We start from the raw sequence: 25,149 nt of genomic DNA on the forward strand, positions 1-25,149 counted from the left end.
GTCTCTCGCGCGCACGGCAATCCGCCGCTATCGAAGATAAGCCGGGATGGCACCCTTGAACATTGTTTCACTTGAGACTAAATATAGCCTCAAGTGAAAAGGAGCCGTTGCCATGATGGGATTTGCCGGTATCGCCGATGTTCTCGGGCTGCCCGCCAGGGAGCCGGTATCGCGTTCGGCCTTCGGCCTGCTCTCCAGCATCGAGGAAGGATTACCGGTCAAGGCGCTTGACCGCATGGCGCTGCTTCTGGCGCCTGATGATGCCCAGTTCAAATACCGGCTGGTTCCGAAGGCCACCTATGAACGGCGCAAATCCAAGCATCGGCTCTCCTCGGATGAAGGCATAAAGCTTGCCCGTCTCGCGCGTGTCTGGGGCCAGGCGCTCGATGTCTGGCAGACCGAGATCGAGGCCCGCGATTTCCTGTTTCGGCCGCATGCAATGCTTGAGGACAGGCGGCCGATCGACGTGGTCATCCAGAGCGAGATCGGCGGCGAGCTCGTGCTCGACATTCTCGGAAGCCTGAAATACGGCAGCGCTGCGTGAGCGCACAGGTTCTTGACCGCACACTGACATCCGTCCGCATCGGAGATCCCCACGGAACCTATCCGATCTTCGACGCCACCGGCTCGACCATCGCGCCTGGCCGGTGGAACACGTCGGGCAGCCCGATCATCTATACGAGCGAGCATTATTCGACGGCACTGCTCGAAAAGCTCGTCCATGGCAGCGGGCGGCTGCCACCCAATCAGCACTATGTCACGATCACCCTACCGCGTGGGCTAAGCTACGAGGTTTTCTCCGAGCCCGCGCTGCCCGGCTGGGACAGCATGCCGGCAAACGTCAGCAAGGCTTTCGGCGAGCGCTGGTGCCAGGAAAAGCGCAGCGCCATCCTGCTGGTCCCAAGCGTCGTCGCCAGCGTCGACCGCAACGTGCTGATCAATCCGGCCCACCCGGAATTCCCGTCGATCACCACCAGCCTCCACCAACCGGTCTTCTGGGATCGTCGCTTGTTCGGCATGTGACGGGTTGCGGTGCAATCAACGTTTCCGCTGAGCAGATCAAAACGCCGGACAGATGAGGCTTGGTCAGCAGATCATGATGCTGCCACCAAACGCGCCGACAATAGTTCTCGGCCCGACGTAGCCAAGGCCTTTATCCAAAGGCACAGGAGGCCATTTTAAACGAGGAAGTGGCTGCCTCGACTGCTCACGCGTCCGTCTCCCATGGATTTATCACCGCTGCGCCGGTGTCGTCAAAATCGCCGACATTGCGAGTGACGACAATCAGATCATGAACGATCGCGGTTGCGGCGATCAGCCCGTCGATATCGCCACGCGGCCGGATGGCGGCGATGCGGCCCCATTCGACGGCGATCTCGTCGGTCACCGGCAGGATCCGGTCGCCATGATCATAACGCAGCTTGCGCAGCCACTCGGTGAGATGCGCCGCGGTCTTCGGATCCGATTTCTGTTTGAGGGCAATGCCGCGCATGATCTCGCCAAGCGTCAACGCGCTCAGGTGGATGGTGAGCGGATCGACGGAGCGCAGCCAGGAGACCGCCTGCGGCGTGCCGCGTCGCGCCTCCGAGACGATGTTGGTGTCGACCAGATACATCAGAAGGCAACGTCGCGGCTTGGAGTCTTGTTGCGTGCTTCTACCGCATCGGCGAACTCATCGTCCCAGGCGGGGCCACCGAGCAACTCGTCGACGAGGGTCGGCCTGCCGGCACGCAGGGCGTCGTAGTCGCGCGCGGACAGAACGACGGCCGTACGCTCGCCCCGCACGGTCACCACCTGCGGCCCTTCTTGTCGGGCCTTCTGCACGACCTTCGAAAATTGGTTCTTGGCGTCCTGCAACTGCCATTCCATCGATTCTGCTCCTAGCTAGACTGTCTAGCTATGTAGTCTTGGAATGTCGACGCGTCAACGGCGGGACGCTCCTGAACGACAGAGTCCGGCTCTGCTATTGGATGTCATAACGAAGTTCAAAATCGTTGTGTCGGCGATGGGCGCTTGTTGGTCCTCATGGAAGCCGCGATCACGCTCTCTGCCGCGGCGAGCGGGCCATCAGCCTGGCATAGGCGATGGCCGACAGCATGTTGACGTGGTTTGCCTTGCCGGTGCCGGCGATGTCGAAGGCGGTGCCGTGATCGACCGAGACGCGGTCGATCGGCAGGCCGAGCGAGACGTTGACCGCCGTGTCGAAGGCAACGAGCTTGATCGGGATATGGCCCTGGTCGTGATACTGGGCGATGACGAGATCGAAGGCGCCGTTATAGGCGCGGGCAAACACCGTATCGGCGGAGATCGGACCGACGACGTCGATGCCCTTTGCCTGCGCCTGTTCGACGGCGGGCGCCAGGAATTCCGTATCCTCGGTGCCGAACAGGCCGTTTTCGCCGCAATGGGGATTGAGTCCGGCAACGGCGATGCGCGCTGTCTTGCCGAGCCGCAGGAAGTGCCTGTGGCCGGCTTCGATTGTCGCCAGCACCCGCTCAGTCTTGGCGCGCTCGATCGCGCCCTTCAGCGAGATATGGGTGGAGACGTGGATGGTGTTCAGCCGCTCGGAGGCAAGCAGCATGAAGGAGCTCTTCGAGCCGGTGAGATGCGCGAGCAGCCCGGTGTGGCCGTCATGGTGATGGCCGGCGAGGTTCATCGCCTCCTTGTTGATCGGCGCGGTGACGATGACGTCGGCTTGTCCCGACATGGCGAGATCGACGGCGCGGGTGATATAGCGCACCGAGGCATCGCCGGCGACGGGGCTGACCTTGCCGATCTCGGGCAGGGCGGCGGCGAGCGCGACTTCGTCGACGGCAATCCTGTCGTCACCGGGCGCATCGGCAGGCCCGAACCGCAGTCCGGTGCCGCTGACGCGGTCGGCGCGTTCCAGCGCTTCGACATTGCCGACAATGACGAAATCGCGGCGCTCTTCCCTGGGCAGAGCTGCCAAGGCCTTGACGATTACCTCGGGGCCGACGCCGGCCGGATCGCCGAGCGTCACGGCGACTTTCGCATTCCTGTCCATCGATCGAATTCCTTCTGAAAACTTTGTCGCCTAGAACGCGGCCGCGTAAATCGCGCGAATGTCGGCCCGAGAGAGATCTCGCGGATTGTTATCGAGCAGACGGCGAATGGCAAAGGCGTCGTCGGCCATGGCGTCGAGATCACTTTCCGGCACGCCGAGGCCTGAGAGCTTCATCTCGATGCCGAGTTCGGCGCAGAAAGCATAAGCCGCATCGAAGACGGAGGTGACGTTGCCGGAGGTTTCACACCCAAGCGCCTCCATCACCGCCTTGGTTTTCTCAGGCGCGGACGGTGTATTGAAGGCGAGAACATGCGGAAAGATCAGCGCATTTGCCGCGCCATGGGCCACATGCCAGCGCGTTCCGAGGGGATAGGCGAGCGCATGGCCGCCGGCGGTGTTGACCGGGCCGAGGCAGAAGCCACCGTAAAGCGAGGCGAGCGAGAGGCCGGCGCGCGCCTCGGCGTCGTTGCCGTCCTTGACGGCGCGGGCGAGATATTTGCCGACGAGCCGCGTCCCCTCGATCGCATAGATGTCGACCATCGGATGCGCCTTGCGGTTGGTGAAGGCCTCGACGCAATGGGCCATGGCATCGACGCCGGTGGCGGCCGTCGTGCGAGCCGGGACGCTGAAGGTCAAAGCAGGATCGATGACGGCGATATCGGCCAGCATATGCAGGCTTTCGACGGCAAGCTTTGCCATCGTCGCCGGATCGGTGACAAGCGCACGGATGCCGGCCTCGCTGCCGGTGCCCGATGTCGTCGGCACCTGGGCAAGCGCTACCTTGCGCGGCCCATGCACCTTGTTCGGACCGACGACCTCGTGCAGCGTCTGGGCAGAGCCGGCAAGCACGGCGGCAAGTTTTGCTAGATCCATGGCGCTGCCACCGCCGAAGCCGACAATCAGCTCGGCATCGGCGGCGTTTGCCGCCGCCAGCACCTTTGCGAGATTGGCCGTATCCGGTTCGGGCGTCACTTCGGCAAAGACGGTTACCTCGCCCTTCAGCTCCAGTACGTCAATGCGCGAGGCATTGAAGGCATCGGAGATGACGAGCGTGCGACGATAGCCCTTTTCGGCGGCCCATTTGCCGAGCTTTCCCGCCGTGCCGACGCCGAATTCGATCAGATGCGGCCGAACTATCGTGATCGGCGAATCCAAGCTGGCCATGAACCAGTCCTCCCTGCAAGATCTTGCGGCAATATCATCGTCCTCTTTAATGTAAAGTTGTAAGGTCAATGTCAAGCCAGCATTCCAGAGAGCAGAAGTTTTTATCATCTGACGTGCGCTCGAGCGCGCTTCAACGCGGCGTTGCTGTGCCAATATCGATAAAGATATCAGTGTGTTATGAAATTCGTCATGGTTATGCCGGCATTTCATGCACCGCTGGCCCATCATCTTTGCGACGGCGGTGAATAATCTGAGCCTGTTGTCAATTTCCCCGTCCGTCAACCCGCAGCCGTTGCCATCCTGCATCCTTGCGATCGGATGCAGGTTTACTATTTTCCGGCTGCCGCTTTGCTCACGGCAGGGATTGCGGGGCGAGGCGCACATATTTGATGGCGCGCCGGTAGTAGGTGTAGGCGATATGCAGCGTGCCGTCGCCGCCCTGGACGATCGAGGGGTAGGAGAACTCGCGGTTCAGCGACTCTTTCGAATTGTTGCTGAGGCAGAAGCCGTCGCCGGTATCGAGATCGATGCGATGCGGAAAGCTCTTGCCGCCATCCCTTGATATCGCCAGGCTCAGCGGCGCACGCGGAACACCCCAGACGGCCTTGCGTGCGCTGGTATCGGCAACGACGGCGGTCTCTCCAGCTTCGCCACCCTCGATTTCGTCATAGAGAGACTGGCGACGTGCATCCGACATGCCGGCATTCGAATGGTTGTAAACCATTGCGATTGCTCCATCATTCAGGATCGTGGCCTGGATCGAGGAGTTGTTGTTCGGCAGTTCGGCGGGCTCGGGCGCACTCCATGTCTCGCCGCCATCGGGTGATCGGCTGGAAAGGATGTTTTCGGCAAAACGATTGCGGTAGAAGGCGATCATCTCGTCGCCGCCAAGCGGCAGGATGTTCATGTGCACCGCGCCGATACTGTCTGGAATATCGCGCATCTGCCAACTCGCGCCGCCATCACGTGACATCAGCACCGCAGCCGTATCGGCATCGCCGCTCCAGCGCTGGCCATTCAGGCCGACGCAACGGAAGACCGGAAGCAGCCAATCGCCCCTGCCGTTGACGACGATCTGCTGGCGAACGAAAGTGCCGGGACTGTCGCAGAGAATTTGGACCGGGCCGAAAGTCTGGCCGCCATCACCTGAAATCCGGCATTTGACAACAGAACCGTCCTGATTGCCGGAAGTCTGCGAGGTATAGAGCAGCCATACGTTTCCGTCTGGAGCCTTGAAAATTAACGGATTTTGTTCGGATTTCTCCGGGTCGTCGCTCATCTTTTCCGGCACGGACCATCGCCCGGAGCCCGGCGCCAGCCGCGACATGTAAATCGAGATATCGCCCATGCCCTCCATCGTGCCGCCGAACCAGACGCAGGTCAGCGTGCCGTCGGGCAGAAAGGCGAGATTTGCGGCATGGTTCTGGATGCAGGGGGAGGGCAGATAGGCATCCGCACGACCCTCGATTGTGGGGTGAGGGGCGATGGCCCCGGTCATCAGGGCCGGAATGGCTTCCGGAGGCAGGCCGGTAAAACTCATGACGGATCTCCTCAAGGCAGCTTGGCGTAGCTTTCGGCGAGTGCGGCATAGTCGGCATCGCCGAGCGGCATCAACGGCGCGCGCGTACGCTTCCAGGCGGGATTGCCGGTCTTCAGCCCAACCATCGCCTTGATGGTCGGGATCTGGACGTAGGAATTGGAAAGCGTTCGATAGGCGTTGATGCGGGCCTGCGCCGCCTCGACATCGGCGGCGCGCGCCTCGTCATGGACATGCTCGTAGACGGTGCGGAGCGAATTCGCCACGAGATTGGAGGTGGCGGTGATGCAGCCGGCGCCGCCCGCCTTCAGCAGCGGCAACAACAGCGGATCGGCGCCTGCGAGCACTGAGAAGCCGGGATAGGCGGCGATGATCGCCTGCATGTTGTTGAAATCTCCCGCAGATTCCTTGATGCCGACGACCGTCTCTGGGAAGGCCGCAATCAACCGCCCGATCAGCGGAATGGATAGCGGAACGCCTGAGACCTGCGGAATATGATAGAGGATGACCTGCAAGCGCGTGTCGGCGACCTTCTCCAGCACCTGCGAATAGGCGGCGAAGAGACCATCGTCGGAGACGCCTTTGTAGTAGAAAGGCGGCAGCATCACCACCTTGCTGACGCCAAGCGACAGTGCGTGCCGGGTGAGTTCCACGGTCTCCGGAATGGCGACGACTCCGGTGCCCGGCAAAAGCCTGTCGGCAGGAATGCCGGCCTTCAGTGCCGCTTCCAGAATGGCGCGGCGCTCGGCGCCGGAGAAGGAATTGGCCTCGCCCGTCGTGCCGAGCAGCGCCACGCCATGGCACCCCTCGGCCAGCAACTGCCGGCAATGGTCGGTGAAAAGGCCGAAATCCGGCCTGTTGTCCGCCGTCAGCGGCGTTGCGGAGGCGCTGAAAACGCCGGTAATCCTGTGATGGCTCATTCCGCCCTCCTCGGCGCGTCCTGTCTTGCCGATCCGTGTTCGAACCGGGAGGCTGCGCATTGCAATTGTCATCGGTCTGTCGCGATGGAGTGCAAAGAACTTTTATATTGCCGCGATTTTGTCAAGAAGACAAAATGCCGTGAAGCCGCCGCGAAAAGTTATCTATCTGTTATAACTTATATATTTTCAGGAGAAAATTTTGTTCGGATTGAAATCGCGATTTTTTGTTGACATATTTACAATAACGAGAGAACGATACGGAACGGATTGTGCTGCGCCTGGCAGGTGCAGGGAGAGCGCTGCCGAATTCACTCTGGGAGGAATGCCATGTCTGATCAATCGGATAAAACCAAAATATCACGTCGTAACGCGCTGAAGCTCGGCCTTGCAGCCGGTGTCGGCCTCACCGTATTCGGGATGAATGCCCGCATCGTTATGGCCGATGAAGGCCAGGTCCTGAAGGTCGCAAATCCGGCCTTCGACCAGGACTGGTTGCCGCTGCGCGGCGGCGGCAGGACGTTCCGCTGGAATTCGATCTGGTGGGCATCGCCGATGTATTTCGACAGCGAAGGCAATATCAAGCCCTACGTCTTCACCAGCTGGGAATCGGCCGACAACACAGTCTGGACCTTCAAGCTCGACCCGAAGGCCGTCTTTTCCGACGGCAGCAAGATCACCTCAGCGGATGTCAAGGGATCGTGGGAAGTCTCCTCGATGCCCAACACCAAGAACCAGCGCGCCGACCAGGTGCTGAGCAGGGTCAAGGGTTACGCCGAAATCGCCGCCGGCTCCGGCAAGGAGTTGACTGGTGTCGCGACACCCGACGAAGGGACGGTCGTGGTGACGCTTGGTGCCGCAGACCCGATCTTCTTCATGCGCCTGGCAAACCACATCGCGCCGATCACCAAGGCATCGCAGTCGCGCGGCAGCGACGGCGAGGAGATCATCGATTGGTATAAGCCCGATAGCAAGCCGGTCTTCTCCGGTCCGTTCAAGCTGACGAGCATCGACATCGACGCCGGCAAACTCTCGTTCGAGCCGAATGAGAACTTCTTCGGACCGAAGCCGAAGCTTGCCCGTATTGATATCACCTCGATCGAGGATAATGTCACTGCAACGTCGCTGATCAAATCGGGCGAGTTCAACGCCCATACCGAACTTGTCACCTCGACCATCATCCAGGATCTTGGTCCGGAATTCTCGGCCGGCCCGCTGATCCCGACCAGCCAGCATTTCTGGTTCAACATCTCCCGCGCGCCGATGGACGATCCGAAGGTCCGCCAGGCGCTGATCATGGCCGTCGATCGCGACGGCCTGTTCAAGGCGTCCTATCCCGACGGCCCGCACAAGAAAGCCGACCAGATCCTCAACTCGGTTCCGGGTGCGGAGAATTCCGGTTTCGAGCCTTATCCCTATGATCCGGCTGCTGCCAAGAAGCTGCTTGCGGAATCGACCTACGGCGGTCCGGAGCGCCTGCCGAAGATCCTGTTCGTCGGCATTTCGGCGCCGGCCATTCAGGCCGCCGCCCAGTTCATCGCCGAGCAGTGGCGTCAGAATCTCGGCATCACAGCCGTCGACATGAAGCCGCAGCAGGATTCCTATGCGGGTCCGGATCAGAATTCGGTCCAGATCTTCCGCGACGACGTCGGCACCCGCGTTCCCGATGCCGTCTCCTATCTGGCGGGCTGCATCGCCTCGACCTCGTCGAATGCGCAGAACAAGCTCGGTGGATACAAGAACGACAAGGTCGACAGTGCCCTTGCCGAGGCCACGACCAAGGCTGCGGACGATCCGAAGCGCATCGCTCTCGCCCAGGAAGCCCAGAAGGCGTTCCGCGAGGATTGGGCCTTCATTCCATGGTATTCTCAGGCGATGTCGCGCTGGGCTACCAAAGAGGTCAAGGGCCTGGAAAAGAACCTTGACTGGCAGGTCGTCGAACCCTGGAACATTTCCATCGGTTGATCCGGCGGAAACCGTTCCAATCGGCAATAACCCGCGCGAAGGCCGCAAGGCCTTCGCGCACGTATCAAAAAGAAGAGATGCGATCGCAGCCAAAAGCGGGAACGCGTCGAACAACAGGTGGGAGGTGGCCTTGCTGCGCTACGTGCTAACCCGATTTGCCATCTGGATTCCGTCCGTTTTGGTGGTGATGCTGGCGGTCTACGCGCTGGCCTTCTATGGTGCAGGCGATCCGATCAAGCTGATCTTCCTGCGCGCGCCAGGCGACGTCGCCTATAATCCGCAGCGCATCGAAGCCATTCGCGAAAGTGCCGGTCTCAACAAACCCTTCATCGTCCAGTTCGGCCTTTACATCTGGAACCTGCTGCACGGCCAGTTCGGCAATTCGTTGACCTCGGGCCGCTCCGTCTGGGCAATGGTCTCGGCCGCAGCCCCCGTCTCCTTCCAGCTTGCGATCTGTTCCATCATCCTGACCGCCGTCGTCGCGATCCCGCTCGGCATGATCGCTGCGCTCAACCAGAATTCGCGCATCGACTATGCCATTCTGGGCTCCGCACTCTTCCTCTGGGCGATCCCGGCCTATGTCGCCGGTCCGATGCTGATGGTCGGCCTCATCGTGCTGCTGCCGGGTGCAAGCGTGCCCTATGGCTGGGGCGGCATCTTCGATGTCCGTATCCTGCTGCCGTTGCTCGTCCTTTCCTTCCAGCCGATCGCGCTGATCGTGAGGCAGACGCGTGCCGCCGTCATCGAGGTACTGTCGGAGGATTTCGTCCGCACCGCCCGCGCCAAGGGCGTGCCCGAGATCATCGTGGCATTGCGCCATATCCTGCGGCCGGTGCTGACGCCCGTCGTCACGCAGCTCGGCCTGATCATGATCACCATCGTCAACGGCGCGATCTTCGTCGAACTCGTCTTCGGCCTGCCGGGCCTCGGCCGGTTGACTGTGCAGGCGCTGATCAATTCCGATTATCCGGTCATTCTGGCGATCACGCTGATCGGCTCATTCCTGGTGATGGTCTCGAACCTCCTGGTGGATGTGCTCTATCCGCTGCTCGACCCGCGCGCCAATGATTCAAGAAGGAGCCGCTGACCATGTCCGCCATCCCTCTTTCCACCACCGAAACCGTCGAAGAGCCGGTCAGCCTGTGGCGCGATGCCTGGTATCGGCTGAAGCGCAACAGGCTCGCCATCTTCGGCCTCGTCATCGTCCTGATCCTCGGCTTCACGGCGATCTTCGGCCCCTACCTCACGCCTTATGATTATTTGAGCCAGGACCTCAACGCCCGCAACGTCCTGCCGTCGATGAGCCACCTCTTCGGAACCGACGATCTCGGCCGCGACGTCTTCAGCCGCGTGGTCTTCGGCACACGCACCGCCTTCCTCGTCGCCATCATCGTCACCGTCTTCGCGGTGCTGATTGGCCTGGTGCTCGGGGCCGTCGCTGGTTTCTTCGGCAATCCATTCGATCGCGCCATCATGTGGCTGACCGACGTGACGATGTCGGTTCCCAACCTGCTGCTCGTCGTCGTCATCAACGCCTCGCTGAAATCGCCGATCAGCAAATGGATGGAGGCGCGTTATCTCGCGACCCTCAATCCCTTCTACCGCGAAACCATGTGGGTGGATTTCATTCTCGTCTTCGGCTCGATGGCGCTGATCTCCTGGCCGCCTTACGCCCGTCTCGTGCGCGCCCAGGTACTGTCGATCCGCAGCCGGCCCTATATCACCGCGGCCCAGGCGCTCGGCCTGTCGAACTGGATCATCATCAAGCGTTATGTCATTCCGAATGCGCTCGGCCCCCTGATCGTCTCGGTCAGCGCCGGCCTCGGCACGGCGATGGTGCTGGAAAGCGCCTTCAGCTTCCTCGGCGTCGGGGTCAATCCGCCAACGCCGAGCTGGGGCAACATGATCTCGGACGGCCTGCGCGTCTGGCAGCATTATCCCCACCTTCTCGCCGCTCCGGCGGCCGTGCTCGGCCTTGCCTCGGTTGCCTTCAGCTTCCTTGGCGACGGACTCAACGACGCGCTCAATCCGCGGGGCAGCAAATGATGGATACGAAAAGCACCGACCGCCTGCTCGATGTCAGGGGCCTCACCGTCGAGATCGACGGCCGCAACGGCCCGGCCGTGGTCGTCGATGGCATCGATCTCCATGTCAACAAGGGCGAGACCCTTGGCGTCGTCGGCGAATCCGGCTGCGGCAAGAGCCTGACCATGCTGAGCCTGATGCGGCTGCTGCCGAACAAGATCAAGGTCACCAAGGGATCGGCGACATTCGACGGCCGCGACCTGCAGACGATGTCGAATCGCGAGCTGCGCAAGGTGCGCGGCGGCGATATCGGCTTCGTCTTTCAGGATCCGATGACTTCGCTCAATCCGGTGATGCGCGTCGGCGACCAGATCTGTGAGCCGCTGGTCTACCATCGCGGAATGAAAAAGGCGGCGGCCCGCGCCCGCGCTGTCGAACTTCTGCGGCTTGTCGGCATCCCCGGCCCGGAAGAGCGCCTGCAGGCCTATCCGCACGAGCTCTCCGGCGGCATGCGCCAGCGCGTGATGATCGCGATCGGTCTTGCCTGCAATCCGAAGCTTTTGATTGCCGATGAGCCGACGACGGCGCTCGACGTCACCATCCAGGCTCAGATCGTCGATCTGGTGAAGGATCTCAGAGCCAAGCTCGGCATGTCGGTCGTCTGGATCACCCATGATCTGGCGCTGATCGCCGGCCTGGTCGATCGCGTCGCCGTGCTCTATGCCGGCACGGTGGTCGAGGATGCGCCGGTCGACGAGCTCTATGCCCGCCCGAGCCATCCCTATACGCGCGGCCTGCTGTCTTCTATCCCGAAGCTTTCGGACCCGCCGGCAAGCCGGCTGAGCTCGATCGGCGGCACGCCGCCGGAGCCTGGCCGCCGGCCGAAGGGTTGCCCATTTGCGCCGCGCTGCCCGCTTGCCGAAGCCATATGCCACGAGAAGGTGCCGCAGCTCGAACCGTTGAGCGGCAGCGCCAATCACCGCGCCGCCTGTTTCGTCGTCCAGAGAATGCAGGAGGCCGCGTGATGGGCGCTCAACCGCTGCTCAAGATCGAAAACCTGGTCAAGCATTTCCACGTCAAGCTCGGCGCCTTCGGCGAACGCTCGGCAACCGTCTATGCCCTCGACAATGTCAATCTCGACATCATGGAAGGCGAGACGCTGAGCCTGGTCGGCGAATCCGGCTGCGGCAAGTCGACGACCGGTTTCACCATCCTCAACCTCTACAAGGCGACCAGCGGCAAGGTCGTCTACAAGGGCCAGGATCTCGCGACGCTCGACGAGAAGCAGATGCGGCCGTTTCGCCGCGACCTGCAGATCGTCTTCCAGGATCCCTATTCGACACTCAATCCGCGCATGACGGTGGGCGAGGCGATCGGCGAGCCGATCCTCTTCCACAAGCTCTGCACCAAGGCCGAGCTGAAGGACAGGGTGACGACACTGCTCACCGATGTCGGCCTGCCGACGCGGTTTGCCCAGCGCTACCCGCACGAGCTTTCCGGCGGTCAGCGCCAGCGCGTCGTCATTGCCCGCGCGCTCGCCTGCCAGCCGAAATTCATCGTCTGCGACGAGGCGATTTCGGCGCTCGACGTGTCGATCCAGGCGCAAATCATCAACCTGCTGCTCGATCTGCAGGAAAAATACGGGCTGACCTATCTCTTCATCGCCCATGATCTCGCGGTCGTGCGCCATATCAGCACCCGTGTCGGCGTCATGTATCTCGGGCGGCTGGCCGAACTTGCCAGCCGCGAGGAACTCTTCGACAATCCGCTGCATCCCTATACCAGAGCGCTGCTGTCGGCCGTTCCGGAGACCGATCCGGAGCATGAGCGCACGCGCCAGCGCCAGATCCTGCAGGGTGATGTGCCGAGCCCGCTGAACCCGCCGACCGGCTGCCGTTTCCACACGCGCTGCCCGATCGCCATGGATGTCTGCAGCAAGGTCATCCCCGCGTGGCAGGAAGCAAAACCCGGCCATCTCGTCGCCTGTCACGCCGTCAACACCGGACAGACCGCATGACGCTGAAGGCCGTCATCATTGCCGATGACCTGACCGGCGCGCTCGATACAGGCACGCCCTTCGTCGAAGCCGGCCTTTCGATTTCGGTCGCCGTTGATGTCGAGGCCGCAGAGGATGCCATCGCCACTGGCTGTGACGTGGTCGTTATCAACACGGCCTCGCGCGCGCTCGGCGAGCGCGAAGCTGCCGAAAGGGTGCGCTTCGCGACCGAGGCACTTCGTGGCGTGAAGCCCGCAGTCGTGATGAAGAAGATCGACTCCCGTCTGAAGGGCAATGTCGCGGCGGAGAGCCTGGCGCTGGCAGATGCGCTCGGCCTGGAGACTATCCTCGTGGCGCCCGCTATTCCCGATCAGGAGCGCGTGACCTACAGAGGCTGTGTTGTCGGCCGCGGCGTCGACAAGCCGCTCCCGATCGCCGATCTGTTCGAGAGCCGCGCAGGCAGCGTCACCGTTGCCGATGCGGAGAATGACAGTGATCTCGACCAGATCGTGGTTGATCAGGACTGGCGGCTGGCACTTGCGGTCGGCGCACGGGGTCTGGGTGCTGCTCTTGCCCGCCAGCTCGGCGAAACGGGGCGGCAGCCGGTGCCGGAATTTGCAGCGACCCGACGCACCCTTTTCGCTTTTGGCTCGCGCGATCCGATTACCGCTACCCAGATGGACCGGCTCGAAGCCTCGGGTGTCCTGCGCATGGTGGTAGACGCGCCGATGGGGCAGGTCGAAGTCGGGGAGGGCATGGCGCTGCCGGCGCTGCTGCGCTGCACCGGCGATATGACAGCCGATGCAGCAGAGGTCGCCCGCTGTTTTGCTGCAGGCGTTAGATCGGTCATCGACGATACCAGGCCTGACATGCTGATGGTCGGCGGCGGCGATACGGCGCTTGCCGTTTTCCAGGCGCTTGGGGTCAGAGTGCTGGCGCCGCAGGGCGAAATCGAAGCCGGTGTGCCGTGGTTCGATGTCACGGCAGCCGACGGGCGGCATTTTCGGTGCGCCGTGAAGTCGGGGGGCTTCGGCAAGCCCGATAGTTTGTTAAGACTGGTCCTTTGGAATCGGGCGGCATAGTAAGATACCGTCGGGGAGAATGACGTGGCTGAAGTGAATGGCGAATCTTTGAACGCGGAAGCCGGCCCGCCGGGCAAGCCCGAACGCGGCAAGGGCGTCAAGCTGGTCGATCGCGTCTTCGACCAGTTGCTCGAGCGTATCCGCGGCGGAAACTATCCGCCCGATTCACGCCTTCCCGGCGAGCATGAGCTTGCCTCGATGCTGGGTGTGTCGCGGCCGATCGTCCGCGATGCGCTGGCGCGCCTGCGCGATCAGGGCATGGTCTATGCCCGGCAGGGCGCCGGCACCTTTGTCAGTGCGCATGGATCGCCGACGACGCAGCTTGCCTATTCGCCGGTCAAGACGATCGCCGACATTCAGCGCTGCTACGAATTCCGCCTGACGATCGAGCCGGCGGCGGCCTATTTCGCCGCCAAGCGCCGCAATGAATCGGCCATTCAGAAGATCGCCAGCGCGCTTGCGGATCTGCGTGAGGCGACCAGCCATCAGCTTCACCGCACCGATGCCGATTTTCTCTTCCACCGCGCGGTGACGGAGGCTGCCAACAATCACTATTACACGGCCTCGATCGATGCGCTGAAGGCTCATATCGCCGTCGGCATGCATCTCCACGGCCTCTCTTTGCTCGGCCCTCGCCAAGGGTTGGAACAGGTCTATGAAGAGCATAACGCCATCTACAAGGCGATCGCCGATGGCCGGCCTGACGATGCACAAAGACTGATGAAGGCGCATCTCGAAGGCTCTCGGGACCGTCTGTTCGAGGGCAGGGTGCTCGACCTATCCTTCTGACGCGCATTCCCAAGCGGCTATCAACTCAAAAATGGCAGCGAGTTCATGCCCTCGAGGTGTTTCCTTCGTCGTCAGTTGTCAGCCGGATTTCTGCTTCTTGATGATGCTGATGCGGCAGCGCGGGCAATTTGTCTATCTTTCCCATACCCCTCCCTGTGCGTCTTGCGGAGAGCTTGGCTCGGAGGCAACCACTTTCGGCAATGAGGGGGCCGTGGCCGTATACATCGGATGGGTAGCAGTCCAGGCGTCTTCACCGATCAAGGGAACGAAGCGCACCCCGCCAAGATCTTCTTCCTCGAATACGGTGGCGCCGGTGCGCGTGAGCCGTTTCAGCCGCTGCCCTTCACCGCCGCCGACCGGGATGATCAGTCGCCCTCCGAGCCCCAGCTGTTCTTTCAAGGCGGTTGGTACCTCGGGTGCGCCCGCGGAAACGATAATGGCATCGAACGGAGCGGCTTTCGCCCAGCCCTTGCTGCCATCGCCGACGCGAACGTCGATGTTGCGGTATCCTAGCTTCTCGAACCGTTCCTTAGCCTCAAGCGCCAGCTTTTCATGGCGCTCGATAGAATAGACATACCTTGCTATCCGGCTGATGAGGGCGGAAGCATAGCCAGAGCCCGTTCCGACCTCGAGCACTTTGTCACCGGCATTCAGATTGGCCTTTTCGAGCATCAGAGCCACGATGAATGGCTGCGAAATCGTCTGGCCCTCGCCGATCGACAGCGGCGCATCCTCATAGGCGAATTCCTCGGAGCCTGGAGGAACGAATTTTTCGCGCGCCACCATGCGCATCGCCTCGATGACGTTTTGATCGCGAATGCCACGACACGTCACGTGGTGCTCCACCATGCGATCTCGAATGCGCGTCATATCCATGGATCAGCTCCACTGCCGCCGATTGCATCTGGGGGCAATTTCTGGGCGGTGCAGAATGTAAAACAAATGGGCGACCGGAGAGTTCCTGAGATGCGCAGGCGCACGTGGATGTATCCGGAAGAGCTCGCAGTCGAGATCGACCGTCGATGCGCGGTCTATGACCCGCCGCGCGTCCTCAACTCGGTAGCAACGAGTTGCGCCTGCAGTGCGGTCGCTTCGTCGCAAATCAGCACGTTTCCAAGCCCGGACAACAAAACCGCGGCAATTGCGTGAACCTTGTTCAAGCCGCCCGATGCGAAGACGACATTGGGAATGGCTCGTAACACCTCAAATTCCGGAGCAATCGCGCACCTGTTGATCGGATGCTCGATCGGGCGCCCGGTCTTATCGACAAACTGGCCAAGCACGTCACCACAGGCGCCGGCTGCGACAAGCTCTTCTATGTTGATGTTGCTCGGCAGGCCGTAGCGCATCAGCAGTGAGCGTTCGGTCATGTCGCCGATGCTGAGCACGATGACGTCATTGGCCTCGATCTGCCGGAAGGCCGCTTCAAAGACGTCTTGTCTGACGATCGCTTCGCGCGACTCGGGGCTGCCGGCGTAAATGGGCGCGGCAAGATAGGAACATTCGGCATTGAGCTGGCGGGCAAGGTCGCTTGCGATATCAAACGTGTTGATTTCGATGCCATGCGTCAGTCCGCCCATGACCGAGTTGACACAGATTTCGGGTCGCCGCTGTGAAGGCATATGACGCACCATTTCGCGCAGAGTGGCTCCCCATCCGACGCCGATGCCGCGAATGTTGCCGCCGTTCAGCAACTGAACGAGATAATCGGCTGCCGCTTGACCGAGCAGGACGGGGATGAGGTCCTCATCCTCTGGAGTCGGTACGATGATAGCCCTGGTGAGCGAGAATTCCGCCGCCAACTGCTGTTCCAGAGCCACACAGGATGTCAGCCGCGAATTGAGTGTGATCGTGACCAATCCTGATCGGCGCGCTTCTGCGATGATCTTGTTGACGCGAAGCCTGTTGGTTGAAAGTGCTTCGGCAATTTCACCTTGCGTGCGCCCCTCCATGTAATAGAGCCAAACCACGCGCACCTGCATTTGCTCATCTGGGAGCGCAACGGGGGCGAATGGAGAATTTCTATTCTGCGTCATGCAATATCTGCGCCTCCGCTTTGACGGCTATGGATCGCGAATTCCTGCCGTTGTCAATTGTGACGGTTGGATGCCGTTTGCTTCCCCTGTCAATCGGTTCGACGCCCGGTCGCCCGGTTGAAGGGATGCAGGCCATCCATTCCCACATGACACGAAATCCGATCACCTTCCTGCAGACGCTGATTGGTGGAAACACTGGCCACGACGCGCTTGTCCGCGCCATCGATGCGCAAATGGACGTTATTCTCATCGCCGACGGTCTCGATCAATTCAACGAAAGCGTCGAACCGGAGATCATGCGCTGAACGCCCACCGAGATTGATTGCACTCGGCCGGATGCCGATGACATCGGTATCCCTGGGAAGCGCGAGTTGGCAGGGGCCAAGCTGATCGAGATCGATCAGGTTCATCGGCGGTGAGCCAATGAACCCTGCCACGAACACCGTTTCGGGCCGGCGGTACACCTCGATTGGTGTCCCGATCTGCTCGATCCGGCCACCGTTCATGACCACCAGCCGGTCGGCAAGCGTCATGGCCTCGAGCTGGTCGTGCGTCACATAAAGGCTTGTCGTTTTAAGCTGCCGCTGCAGTCTTCGGATTTCGACGCGCATTTGCACACGCAGCTTCGCATCCAGGTTGGACAGCGGTTCATCGAAGAGAAAGGCGGCGGGATCGCGGACGATGGCGCGGCCCATGGCAACCCGTTGCCGCTGTCCGCCGGACAGCTGGCGGGGGCGCCGCTCGAGGAATTCGCCAATCTCCAGAATGCTGGCGGCATTGGCGATTCGCCGATCAATCTCGCCGCGAGCGACACGGCGATTTTTGAGGCCGTATTCGAGATTCTGCCGAACGGTCATGTGAGGATAGAGCGCATAGTTTTGGAACACCATGGCGATGTTGCGGTCGGCCGGATCGACATGGCCAACGTCGCTGCCAGCGATCCTGAGGTGCCCGGAGCTTATGGCTTCTAGGCCGGCGATCATACGAAGCAAAGTCGACTTTCCGCATCCCGACGGTCCGACCAGCACGATCATTTCACCATCTGCGACGGTGAGATTGATCCCCTTCACCGCGGAGACGGGGCCGTAATTTTTCTTCAGGTCAATCAGTTCGATCGCTGCCAAAGTATCCTCCCTTCGATATCGTCATACATTTGTAACACGCTATTGACATTTGTAACAAGTGGCTCCACCCTTGTTTTCATCGCCACCTTGGGAGGGGTTGATCGGCGCTGGACGTGCCGGTCGGCGAACACAACGGCAATGGAGAGGAAAGCGAAATGACGACAGAATTTTCGATGGGCGCTCGCATAGGACGGACATTCCGGTCCTTCGCGGCAGGCGCTGCTCTTATGACGCTCGGATTGGCAAATGCAGGCGACGCCAGTGCAGCCGATCGCGTCAAGATCGAGTGGTGGAACGCAGCAAACGGCCGCCTGGCCGAGATCACCAAACAGCTGATTTCGGACTTCAATGCCTCGCAGGACAAATATGAGCTCGTTGGCATCAGCAAAGGCAATTACGAGGAAACCATGGCGGCGATGGTGGCTGCCTATCGCGTCGGTCAGCAGCCCGTGCTTATCCAAGCCGCCGAGCGAGGCTTTCTGACCATGTATAATTCCGGCGCCATCATCCCGGTGCCGGAGCTTATGGAGAAGGAAGGCTACAAGATCGACTGGGGCAATTTCATCGCTCCGGTCGCGGGCTTTTATCTCGTTGACGGCAAGCCGGCGGCAATGCCCTTCAACAGCTCGACACCGATCTTCTGGTACAATGCCGATCACTTCAAGGCAGCCGGCTTCGACAAGCCGGCCGAGACCTGGCAGGAACTCGACAAGCAGTTGCACGCCATCAAGGAGAAGGGAATTTCAAAGTGCCAGATGGCGCTTGCGAACGACTTCTATTGGAGCCTGATCGAGAACTACGCCGCGATCCAGGACCAGCCTTACGGTACCAAGGCAAACGGCTTCGGTGGTCTCGATACCGAATTCATCTTCAACAAGAGCCCGCTGATCGTCGGCCAGGTGACACGCCTCAAGACGTGGCTCGACGATGGGGTCCTGCAGATCGCCGGGCAAGGCCTCTCACCCGACCAGCTGTTTACCTCTGGCAGTTGCTCGACCTATGTGGCCTCGACCGCGGCGCATGCCGCTGTTGAAAGCGGTGCGAAATTTCAATGGAGCGCGACGTTCCTGCCGCATGAGGAGGGCATCGAGCCTAAGAACAGCACCATTGGCGGCGGAGCGCTTTGGGTGTTGAAAGGCAAGTCGGACGAAGAATACGCAGGCGCTGCGGCCTTCTTGAATTTTGTCGCCTTGCCGAAGACACAAGTCTGGTGGAGCAAGCAAACCGGCTATGTCCCGGTGACGAATGCCGCCTACGAAGAGGCCAAATCCGAGGGCTATTTCAAGGAGCATCCGACCCGCGAGGTCGCCATTCTCCAACTCACGCGCGGCACGCCAACCGACAATTCGCGCGGCTTCCGCTTTGGCAATCACAACCAGTCGATGGCGCTTCTGGTCGAGGAGATCCAAGGCGTGTGGACCGGACAAAAAACGCCGCGGGAGGCACTGGATGCTGCGGCGGCCCGCGGAAACCAGATCCTTCGGCAGTATGAGCAGCTTCATGCAGCAAAGTAAGACCCTCGGAGAGATGGGGGGCGCCACCCGGCGCCTTCGCATCCCGCACGCTCTTTCGGCGGGCCGCCTGATCGCGCCGTCGTCGGATGCTGGATTGAAGTCCGCTCACTTCAACAGGCCGTGGCTCGCCTTCGGACTTGTCGCGCCGCAGCTGCTGATCCTGTTGTTCTTCTTTTTCATACCGTCTTACAAGGCACTGTCGTTGGCCTTCGTTCAGGTCGACCCGTTCGGCGGCACGCAAATCTTCGTCGGGCTGAAAAACTTCTACAATCTGTTCGCAAGTCCGGAATATCGAAGCAGTGCGCTATTCACCCTCTGGTTCACCCTCGCACAGAATGTTGCAACGCTTGTGCTTGCAGGTCTGTTTGCATTCGCAACCGATTTCGTGGTCAGGGGCAGGGGAATTTATAAAAGCATAATCCTTCTGCCCTACGCGATCGCCCCGGTGATTTCAGGCGTGATCTGGGCCTTCCTGTTCAATCCGGCGGTCGGGCCGGTCGCTCAATTTCTGCATGGGCTCGGTTTCGAATGGGACCCGAACCGGCGTCCTTTCGATGCGCAACTCCTGGTGACCATCGCGTCGGTTTGGAAGAATGTCTGCTATGACTATATCTTTCTCGTTGCCGCATTGTTGGCCGTGCCCGTTTCGCTTCTGGAGGCGGCAAAGCTCGATGGCGCAAGGCCGGTCCGGCGCTTCTTCACAATTTCGCTTCCCCTGATCTCACCGACGATCTTCTTCCTCGTGGTGATGAACTTCGTCTACGGACTGTTTGAAACCTTTGGCATTATCGACGCGGTCACGCGCGGTGGCCCGGCAGGCGCAACGAACAGCCTGGTCTACAAGGTTTACCAGGATGGTTTCGTGCAACTGGACCTCGGGTCGTCGGCCGCGCAATCCGTGCTGCTGATGTTCATTGCCATCCTGTTCACCATCGTTCAATTCCGCGCCCTCGAGCGCAAGGTCAATTACCAGGTGTAATCATGCCCGAACGTCATCTCGGTCTTTCGATCTTCTGCCACGCCATACTGCTGATTGGCGCGATCTTTGTCTGCCTTCCTCTCTATTTCGCTTTCGTCGCCGGCTCATTGACGTTGCAGGAGGTTCAGCAGGCACCGTTCCCGGTCATCCCAGGCCCGCATTTTCTCGAAAACCTTGCCGGCGCCTGGGAGCAGGGCGAGTTCTCCCGGTTGTTTTTGAATTCGATCATCGTCACCGCCGGCATCGTGATTGGAAAGCTGGCGATCTCATTGATTGCAGCATTTGGCGTGACCTATTTTCGCTTCCCGTTTCGCATGACGGCATTCTGGCTCATTTTCGTATCGCTGATGCTTCCAGTCGAAGTCCGCATCATCCCGACCTATGAAGCGGTCGCCGATGCCGCCGGGCCGCTGCGCTGGTTGGCGGGGTCGATCGGTCTTTCCGGTGTCGTTGAAGGGCTCACCGGATACAGTATCGAAGCATCCTTGAAGTGGAACATGGTCAACAGCTACGCCGGCCTGATCCTGCCGCTCATCGCCTCTGCCTCCGCGACCTTCCTTTTCCGGCAATTCTTCCTGACCGTTCCCGATGAACTTTGCGAGGCGGCCAAGCTCGATGGAGCCGGCCCGCTGAAATTCTTCAAGGACATTCTCCTTCCGCTCTCGAGCGCCAATATCGCGGCCCTGTCGATCATCCTGTTTCTCTATGGCTGGAACCAGTATTTGTGGCCGCTGCTTTTCACCACGGACAAGGAGATGGGAACTGCGGTCCTTGGGCTGAAGCAGCTCGTTCCCGTCTCGGACTCAGCACCTGCCTGGAACATCGCGATGAGTGCGGCACTTCTCGTCATGCTTCCGCCTGCGGCCGTTATTCTCTTCATGCAGCGATGGTTCACCAAGGGACTGGTGGACTCCGGAAAGTAACATCCCGAATTTCAAGGATAATCAGACAATGGTGCATATCATCGGCCACCGCGGTGGTCGCAATCTCTGGCCCGAGAACAGTCTTTCGGGCTTTCGTAAACTCGCGCAAATGCCGGTAGACGGTGTCGAATTCGACATCCATCTGACGCGCTCGGGGGAAGTGCTTGTCATTCACGACCCGACGCTGGAGCGAACGACAGACGCCGACGGGCTGGTCGCAGACCTTCACCCCGGCGAAAATCGCACGGTGCGGCTCAAAGGGAGCGACGGGGAGACCATTCCCACATTGGAGGAGGTCCTCGCCGTCTTCAAGGACACGCCGCTCGAGCTTCATATCGAATTGAAAACCAATGCCGACGGAACGCCGTATGAGGGGCTTGCCGCCAAGGCAGCCGCCGCGGTCGACCGTCTTGCTTTGGCGAAGCGGTCAATTCTCACCAGCTTTCATCCGGACGTGCTCGTCGACATACGCAAGGTTGCTCCGCATATCCGCACCTTGTCGTCGTTCGATTCCAAATCGGCCGAGCGTCTCGGTCTGATCAACAGTCTGAAGTTACTCAACGAATGCTCCGATATCATCGCCGTCGAGAAGTCGCTGCTTACGGCACAATGGGAGCAGATTACCGAACTCGTGCCGGTCGACCGTCTTGGAGCCTGGGTCCCAAACGACATCGGAGATCTCGAATACTGGCTTGCCAAACCGATCCGGCAGATCACCACGGATCGGCCGGATCTCGCATTGCAGGCGCGGAGGTGAGAGATGCTCGATAACCGCGTCGATTGCCCCGGTATGCCGGACCACCAAGGCTTGGAAAGCATTGATCTCGTGATCTTCGATTGCGACGGCGTGCTGATCGATAGCGAGCCGATCGCCAGCCGCACATTGGCGGAAACTCTGCAAGGTGCCGGCATTGCGATCACCGCCACAGAGGCTCATCTCAAATTTACCGGCAATTCAGAAAGCATCATCGGCGAGATGTGCCGGCGCGATTACGGGATTATCGATATCCCCGAGCTGTTTGAAACATGGCACCAGCGTCTATTCGAAGAGTTTTCACGCTCGCTGCTGCCGATCCCCGGCATTGCCGATGTCGTCTACGGACTTCAGCGACCAAAATGCGTTGCGTCAAACAGCACGATGCAGCGGCTCCGCAACAGCTTGGGCATATTGGATCTGTGGAGCGCATTTGGAGACGAGGTCTTCAGTGCCGAAGCCGTCGCCCGGCCGAAGCCCGCGCCCGATCTCTTGCTGCACTGCGCGGAGCGTTTTCGAGCCCGTCCCTCCAGATGCGTCATGATCGACGATAGCAGTCATGGCGTGGCGGCAGCCGTTTCCGCAGGAATGACGGCCGTCGGATTTGTCGACCCGGCCGATCCGAGACCTGACCGGCATACGGCATTGGTGACAGCCGGTGCATTTGCCGTTGCCATGGGGGCGGAGCAGCTTGTCGCCATCCTGGAGGATATCGGAGGCACGCTGTGAGGGTCTCCGGCGCAAAAGGCCTTTCATTCCCGGTCTCAGCCAATGTGGTCTGGTTCGGGCATAAACCCTGCTCTCGTGGCAGCCATGGACGCGTCCCATCCCGCTTCTGCAAGGAATATTCCTCGTGACTGATCTCATGAAAGGTAAGGTTGCCGCCATTACGGGTGCCGCATCGGGCATCGGTTTGGAATGTGCGCGCAGCCTCCACGCCGCAGGTGTAACGGTCGTGCTCATCGACCGCGCCAAGGACAAGCTCGAAGCTCTTTGCAAGGAGATCGGCAGAGGCGCTCTGCCGCTCGTCATCGATCTTCTCGATGGAAAGCAGGTCTCGGGCATATTGCCTCGCATTCTTGACGTGGCCGGCGGGCTCGACATCCTCCACGCCAATGCAGGCGCCTATATTGGCGGTCCCGTTGTCGATGGCGATCCGGATGCCTGGGACCGCATGCTCAATCTCAACATCAACGCGGCCTTCCGCTCGGTCCATGCGGTGCTGCCGCACATGGTTGCCCAGAAGTCCGGCGACATCCTGTTTACGAGCTCGATCGCAGGCGTCGTGCCGGTCGCGTGGGAGCCGATCTACACAGCCTCGAAATTCGCAGTTCAGGCCTTCGTCCATTCCACGCGCCGGCAAGTGGCGCAGCACGGCGTGCGCGTCGGTGCGGTGCTGCCAGGACCTGTCGTCACGGCCTTGCTCGACGACTGGCCGAAGGCGAAAATGGAGGAAGCGCTGGCCAATGGCAGCCTGATGCAGCCGAAAGAAGTGGCCGACGCCGTCCTTTTCATGCTGTCGCGACCGCGTAATGTGACTGTCCGCGATCTTGTGATTCTGTCGAATAGCGTGGATCTGTAAACACCGGCCCCAGACTGCAGTTAGCCTGATCCTTGCCGACTTCAAAGGAGAGACCATGAGCGACACATCTCGCACGCCAGAAGCAGATGCCAAACATGTCATCGGCGTCGACGTCGGCACCGGCAGCGCCCGTGCCGGCCTGTTCGACCTGACCGGCCGGATGCTTGCCTCCGCCAAGCGGAATATCACCCTGTTTCACGAACCGGGTTCAATGGTTGAGCAATCGAGCGCCGAGATCTGGGCGGCGGTTTGTGCGGCAGTGCGCGAAGTGGTTTCCTCGGCCGGGGTCGATCCGGCGTCCGTCATGGGGCTTGGGTTCGATGCCACCTGTTCGCTCGTCGTTCTCGGCGAAGGCGGCAAGCCGCTTCCCGTCGGGCCCTCGGAAGATCCGAAGCGGAACATCATCGTCTGGATGGACCACCGCGCCGTCCCGCAGGCGGAGCGCATCAATGCGCTCGGCCATGACGTCCTGCGTTACGTCGGCGGCCGTATCTCGCCTGAGATGGAAACGCCCAAGCTTCTCTGGCTGAGGGAAAATCGCCCTGAGGTTTTTGATGCCGCGTGGCAATTCTTCGACCTTGCAGATTTCCTGACCTGGCGCGCGACCGGCGATCTGTCGCGTTCGACCTGCACGGTCACCTGCAAGTGGACCTATCTCGCCCATGAAAAGCGCTGGGATGGCGATTATTTTCATCAGATCGGCCTCGGCACGCTCGCCGACGAAGAGTTTGCCCGCATCGGGCAGGCTATCGTCGAGCCCGGTTCGGCCCTCGGTCGAGGACTGACCACGGCTGCGGCCGGCGAGCTCGGCCTGAAGCCGGAAACGCCCGTCGCTGCCGGACTGATCGACGCCCATGCGGGCGGAATAGGAACCGTTGGCATCGGTACCGATCCACAAGCCAATCTGGCCTATGTTTTCGGCACTTCCTCCTGCACGATGACATCGACAGCTGAACCGTCGTTCGTGCCCGGTGTCTGGGGGCCTTATTATTCGGCCATGGTGCCGGGACTATGGCTGAACGAGGGTGGCCAGAGTGCCGCCGGCGCGGCGATCGACCAACTGCTCGCCTTCCATCCGGCTGCCGCGGAAGCGAGGGAGCTTTCGAAGAAGTCGGGCGTTCCGTTGCCGGTTCTGCTCGCAGATATGGCCGCCCGAAAGGCGGGCCGTTCTTCCGACGCCGTCACGCTTGCGGCCGGACTGCACGTCGTTCCCGAGTTCCTCGGCAACCGCGCGCCCTTTGCCGATCCGCATGCCCGCGCAATCATTGCCGGTCTCGGGATGGAGGACGATATCGGCAGCCTGGTCTCACTTTACATCGCAGGGCTTTGCGGTATCGGCTACGGCCTCAGGCAGATCATCGAGACGCAGGCCGATGCGGGCGTTACCATCGAAAACATCGTCATCAGCGGTGGCGCCGGCCAGCACGATTTCGTTCGCCAGCTGCTTGCCGATGCGAGCGGTAAGCCGGTCATCGCGACAAAGGCCGAGGAACCGGTGCTCCTGGGGGCCGCCATCCTGGGCGCTGTCGCCGGCGGTCTGTTTGCGGATGTACGCGAAGCGATGACGACACTCTCGGTGGTCGAAACGACATTCCTGCCATCAGAAGGGCCGATCCCTCATATTCATGACAAGCGTTACGAAGGGTTCAAGGAACTTCAGGCTCTGGCGCGCAAGCTGCGTATCGACGGTTAAATATCCCTACGTCAATCCGCAGAGGTCCATCAGCGATCGATCGG

General features: G+C 60.8%; 24 protein-coding genes and 1 pseudogene. 16 read left to right on the top strand and 9 right to left on the bottom strand.

The window, feature by feature from the left end:
* The first annotated feature begins 112 nt into the window (after positions 1–112).
* Both AC2444_RS28310 and AC2444_RS28315 read left to right on the top strand, forming a co-directional pair.
* Complete coding sequence (locus tag AC2444_RS28310) at positions 113–544, top strand: antitoxin Xre-like helix-turn-helix domain-containing protein (RefSeq protein WP_003552236.1); 432 nt, start codon at positions 113–115, stop codon at positions 542–544.
* On the top strand, positions 541–1,023 hold the full coding sequence (locus AC2444_RS28315; RefSeq protein WP_128449606.1) for an RES family NAD+ phosphorylase: 483 nt from the start codon (positions 541–543) through the stop codon (positions 1,021–1,023). Before AC2444_RS28310 ends, AC2444_RS28315 begins: the two co-directional genes overlap by 4 nt.
* 184 nt (positions 1,024–1,207) lie before the next feature.
* Here the strand turns inward: AC2444_RS28315 and AC2444_RS28320 are convergent, their stop codons facing one another.
* From AC2444_RS28320 to AC2444_RS28345, 6 genes are all read right to left on the bottom strand, one after another.
* Positions 1,208–1,615, bottom strand: coding sequence for a type II toxin-antitoxin system VapC family toxin (locus tag AC2444_RS28320; RefSeq protein ID WP_012760169.1), 408 nt, complete (start codon positions 1,613–1,615; stop codon positions 1,208–1,210).
* On the bottom strand, positions 1,615–1,869 hold the full coding sequence (locus AC2444_RS28325) for a type II toxin-antitoxin system Phd/YefM family antitoxin (protein WP_128449605.1): 255 nt from the start codon (positions 1,867–1,869) through the stop codon (positions 1,615–1,617). The genes AC2444_RS28320 and AC2444_RS28325 overlap by 1 nt, the downstream gene beginning before the upstream one ends.
* Before the next feature lie 169 nt (positions 1,870–2,038).
* Positions 2,039–3,025, bottom strand: coding sequence for a 4-hydroxythreonine-4-phosphate dehydrogenase PdxA (gene pdxA, locus AC2444_RS28330; RefSeq protein WP_128407270.1), 987 nt, complete (start codon positions 3,023–3,025; stop codon positions 2,039–2,041).
* A gap of 30 nt (positions 3,026–3,055) precedes the next feature.
* Complete coding sequence (locus AC2444_RS28335; RefSeq protein WP_128439934.1) at positions 3,056–4,189, bottom strand: iron-containing alcohol dehydrogenase; 1,134 nt, start codon at positions 4,187–4,189, stop codon at positions 3,056–3,058.
* Between the two features lie 352 nt (positions 4,190–4,541).
* Entirely contained in the window at positions 4,542–5,729 is a 1,188-nt protein-coding gene (locus AC2444_RS28340; protein WP_128449604.1) for a sialidase family protein, read from the bottom strand.
* An 11-nt stretch (positions 5,730–5,740) separates the two neighbouring features.
* Entirely contained in the window at positions 5,741–6,646 is a 906-nt protein-coding gene (locus AC2444_RS28345) for a dihydrodipicolinate synthase family protein (RefSeq protein WP_128449603.1), read from the bottom strand.
* 327 nt (positions 6,647–6,973) lie between these two features.
* Here AC2444_RS28345 and AC2444_RS28350 point away from each other — a divergent pair, with 327 nt between their 5' ends.
* The 7 genes from AC2444_RS28350 (at position 6,974) to AC2444_RS28380 (ending at position 14,500) form a co-directional block, all read left to right on the top strand.
* Positions 6,974–8,608 carry an ABC transporter substrate-binding protein gene (locus tag AC2444_RS28350; RefSeq protein ID WP_487762922.1) on the top strand — a complete coding sequence of 545 codons (1,635 nt, stop codon included), beginning with the start codon at positions 6,974–6,976 and terminating at the stop codon, positions 8,606–8,608.
* A 130-nt stretch (positions 8,609–8,738) separates the two neighbouring features.
* Positions 8,739–9,695 carry an ABC transporter permease gene (locus tag AC2444_RS28355; protein ID WP_012760163.1) on the top strand — a complete coding sequence of 319 codons (957 nt, stop codon included), beginning with the start codon at positions 8,739–8,741 and terminating at the stop codon, positions 9,693–9,695.
* Between the two features lie 2 nt (positions 9,696–9,697).
* Entirely contained in the window at positions 9,698–10,654 is a 957-nt protein-coding gene (locus tag AC2444_RS28360; protein WP_012760162.1) for an ABC transporter permease, read from the top strand.
* On the top strand, positions 10,651–11,658 hold the full coding sequence (locus AC2444_RS28365; protein WP_017997106.1) for an ABC transporter ATP-binding protein: 1,008 nt from the start codon (positions 10,651–10,653) through the stop codon (positions 11,656–11,658). Before AC2444_RS28360 ends, AC2444_RS28365 begins: the two co-directional genes overlap by 4 nt.
* A complete protein-coding gene (locus AC2444_RS28370; protein WP_026157687.1) occupies positions 11,658–12,650 on the top strand; it encodes an ABC transporter ATP-binding protein in 993 nt (330 codons plus the stop codon). Before AC2444_RS28365 ends, AC2444_RS28370 begins: the two co-directional genes overlap by 1 nt.
* The gene (locus AC2444_RS28375) at positions 12,647–13,711 is read left to right on the top strand and encodes a four-carbon acid sugar kinase family protein (RefSeq protein ID WP_012760159.1); all 1,065 of its coding nucleotides are present in this window, start codon (positions 12,647–12,649) and stop codon (positions 13,709–13,711) included. Before AC2444_RS28370 ends, AC2444_RS28375 begins: the two co-directional genes overlap by 4 nt.
* 24 nt (positions 13,712–13,735) lie before the next feature.
* Positions 13,736–14,500 carry a FadR/GntR family transcriptional regulator gene (locus AC2444_RS28380; RefSeq protein ID WP_011649637.1) on the top strand — a complete coding sequence of 255 codons (765 nt, stop codon included), beginning with the start codon at positions 13,736–13,738 and terminating at the stop codon, positions 14,498–14,500.
* A 112-nt stretch (positions 14,501–14,612) separates the two neighbouring features.
* On the opposite strand, the pseudogene AC2444_RS28385 reads toward AC2444_RS28380, so the two are convergent.
* The 3 genes and pseudogenes from AC2444_RS28385 to AC2444_RS28395 all read right to left on the bottom strand — a co-directional run.
* A pseudogene (locus tag AC2444_RS28385) lies at positions 14,613–15,376 on the bottom strand (protein-L-isoaspartate(D-aspartate) O-methyltransferase); the annotation flags it as partial.
* Between the two features lie 155 nt (positions 15,377–15,531).
* On the bottom strand, positions 15,532–16,536 hold the full coding sequence (locus AC2444_RS28390) for a sugar-binding transcriptional regulator (protein ID WP_012760157.1): 1,005 nt from the start codon (positions 16,534–16,536) through the stop codon (positions 15,532–15,534).
* An 89-nt stretch (positions 16,537–16,625) separates the two neighbouring features.
* On the bottom strand, positions 16,626–17,660 hold the full coding sequence (locus AC2444_RS28395; protein ID WP_128449602.1) for a sn-glycerol-3-phosphate import ATP-binding protein UgpC: 1,035 nt from the start codon (positions 17,658–17,660) through the stop codon (positions 16,626–16,628).
* A 155-nt stretch (positions 17,661–17,815) separates the two neighbouring features.
* Here AC2444_RS28395 and AC2444_RS28400 point away from each other — a divergent pair, with 155 nt between their 5' ends.
* The 7 genes from AC2444_RS28400 (at position 17,816) to AC2444_RS28430 (ending at position 25,105) form a co-directional block, all read left to right on the top strand.
* Entirely contained in the window at positions 17,816–19,174 is a 1,359-nt protein-coding gene (locus tag AC2444_RS28400) for an extracellular solute-binding protein (protein ID WP_113546875.1), read from the top strand.
* A gap of 13 nt (positions 19,175–19,187) precedes the next feature.
* Positions 19,188–20,153, top strand: a complete 966-nt coding sequence (locus tag AC2444_RS28405; RefSeq protein WP_206615933.1) for an ABC transporter permease subunit — start codon at positions 19,188–19,190, stop codon at positions 20,151–20,153.
* 2 nt (positions 20,154–20,155) lie between these two features.
* Positions 20,156–21,076 carry an ABC transporter permease subunit gene (locus AC2444_RS28410; protein WP_113546854.1) on the top strand — a complete coding sequence of 307 codons (921 nt, stop codon included), beginning with the start codon at positions 20,156–20,158 and terminating at the stop codon, positions 21,074–21,076.
* Positions 21,077–21,104: 28 nt separating this feature from the next.
* A complete protein-coding gene (locus tag AC2444_RS28415) occupies positions 21,105–21,833 on the top strand; it encodes a glycerophosphodiester phosphodiesterase family protein (RefSeq protein ID WP_113546855.1) in 729 nt (242 codons plus the stop codon).
* A 3-nt stretch (positions 21,834–21,836) separates the two neighbouring features.
* A complete protein-coding gene (locus AC2444_RS28420; protein WP_128449601.1) occupies positions 21,837–22,559 on the top strand; it encodes an HAD family hydrolase in 723 nt (240 codons plus the stop codon).
* A gap of 124 nt (positions 22,560–22,683) precedes the next feature.
* On the top strand, positions 22,684–23,412 hold the full coding sequence (locus AC2444_RS28425) for an SDR family oxidoreductase (RefSeq protein WP_128449600.1): 729 nt from the start codon (positions 22,684–22,686) through the stop codon (positions 23,410–23,412).
* 55 nt (positions 23,413–23,467) lie between these two features.
* Positions 23,468–25,105, top strand: coding sequence for an FGGY-family carbohydrate kinase (locus tag AC2444_RS28430; RefSeq protein WP_128449599.1), 1,638 nt, complete (start codon positions 23,468–23,470; stop codon positions 25,103–25,105).
* Positions 25,106–25,149 lie beyond the last annotated feature (44 nt).

The organism is Rhizobium sp. WSM1328 (assembly GCF_057653715.1).

What these genes read in the sequence shown, in the direction of transcription:
- AC2444_RS28310 (WP_003552236.1), top strand. Translation starts at nt 113, where the DNA reads ATGATGGGATTTGCCGGTATCGCCGATGTTCTCGGGCTGCCCGCCAGG.
- AC2444_RS28320 (WP_012760169.1), bottom strand. Translation starts at nt 1,615, where the DNA reads ATGTATCTGGTCGACACCAACATCGTCTCGGAGGCGCGACGCGGCACG.
- AC2444_RS28325 (WP_128449605.1), bottom strand. Translation starts at nt 1,869, where the DNA reads ATGGAATGGCAGTTGCAGGACGCCAAGAACCAATTTTCGAAGGTCGTG.
- pdxA (WP_128407270.1), bottom strand. Translation starts at nt 3,025, where the DNA reads ATGGACAGGAATGCGAAAGTCGCCGTGACGCTCGGCGATCCGGCCGGC.
- AC2444_RS28335 (WP_128439934.1), bottom strand. Translation starts at nt 4,189, where the DNA reads ATGGCCAGCTTGGATTCGCCGATCACGATAGTTCGGCCGCATCTGATC.
- AC2444_RS28340 (WP_128449604.1), bottom strand. Translation starts at nt 5,729, where the DNA reads ATGAGTTTTACCGGCCTGCCTCCGGAAGCCATTCCGGCCCTGATGACC.
- AC2444_RS28345 (WP_128449603.1), bottom strand. Translation starts at nt 6,646, where the DNA reads ATGAGCCATCACAGGATTACCGGCGTTTTCAGCGCCTCCGCAACGCCG.
- AC2444_RS28350 (WP_487762922.1), top strand. Translation starts at nt 6,974, where the DNA reads ATGTCTGATCAATCGGATAAAACCAAAATATCACGTCGTAACGCGCTG.
- AC2444_RS28360 (WP_012760162.1), top strand. Translation starts at nt 9,698, where the DNA reads ATGTCCGCCATCCCTCTTTCCACCACCGAAACCGTCGAAGAGCCGGTC.
- AC2444_RS28365 (WP_017997106.1), top strand. Translation starts at nt 10,651, where the DNA reads ATGATGGATACGAAAAGCACCGACCGCCTGCTCGATGTCAGGGGCCTC.
- AC2444_RS28370 (WP_026157687.1), top strand. Translation starts at nt 11,658, where the DNA reads ATGGGCGCTCAACCGCTGCTCAAGATCGAAAACCTGGTCAAGCATTTC.
- AC2444_RS28375 (WP_012760159.1), top strand. Translation starts at nt 12,647, where the DNA reads ATGACGCTGAAGGCCGTCATCATTGCCGATGACCTGACCGGCGCGCTC.
- AC2444_RS28390 (WP_012760157.1), bottom strand. Translation starts at nt 16,536, where the DNA reads ATGACGCAGAATAGAAATTCTCCATTCGCCCCCGTTGCGCTCCCAGAT.
- AC2444_RS28400 (WP_113546875.1), top strand. Translation starts at nt 17,816, where the DNA reads ATGACGACAGAATTTTCGATGGGCGCTCGCATAGGACGGACATTCCGG.
- AC2444_RS28405 (WP_206615933.1), top strand. Translation starts at nt 19,188, where the DNA reads ATGGGGGGCGCCACCCGGCGCCTTCGCATCCCGCACGCTCTTTCGGCG.
- AC2444_RS28410 (WP_113546854.1), top strand. Translation starts at nt 20,156, where the DNA reads ATGCCCGAACGTCATCTCGGTCTTTCGATCTTCTGCCACGCCATACTG.
- AC2444_RS28415 (WP_113546855.1), top strand. Translation starts at nt 21,105, where the DNA reads ATGGTGCATATCATCGGCCACCGCGGTGGTCGCAATCTCTGGCCCGAG.
- AC2444_RS28420 (WP_128449601.1), top strand. Translation starts at nt 21,837, where the DNA reads ATGCTCGATAACCGCGTCGATTGCCCCGGTATGCCGGACCACCAAGGC.
- AC2444_RS28430 (WP_128449599.1), top strand. Translation starts at nt 23,468, where the DNA reads ATGAGCGACACATCTCGCACGCCAGAAGCAGATGCCAAACATGTCATC.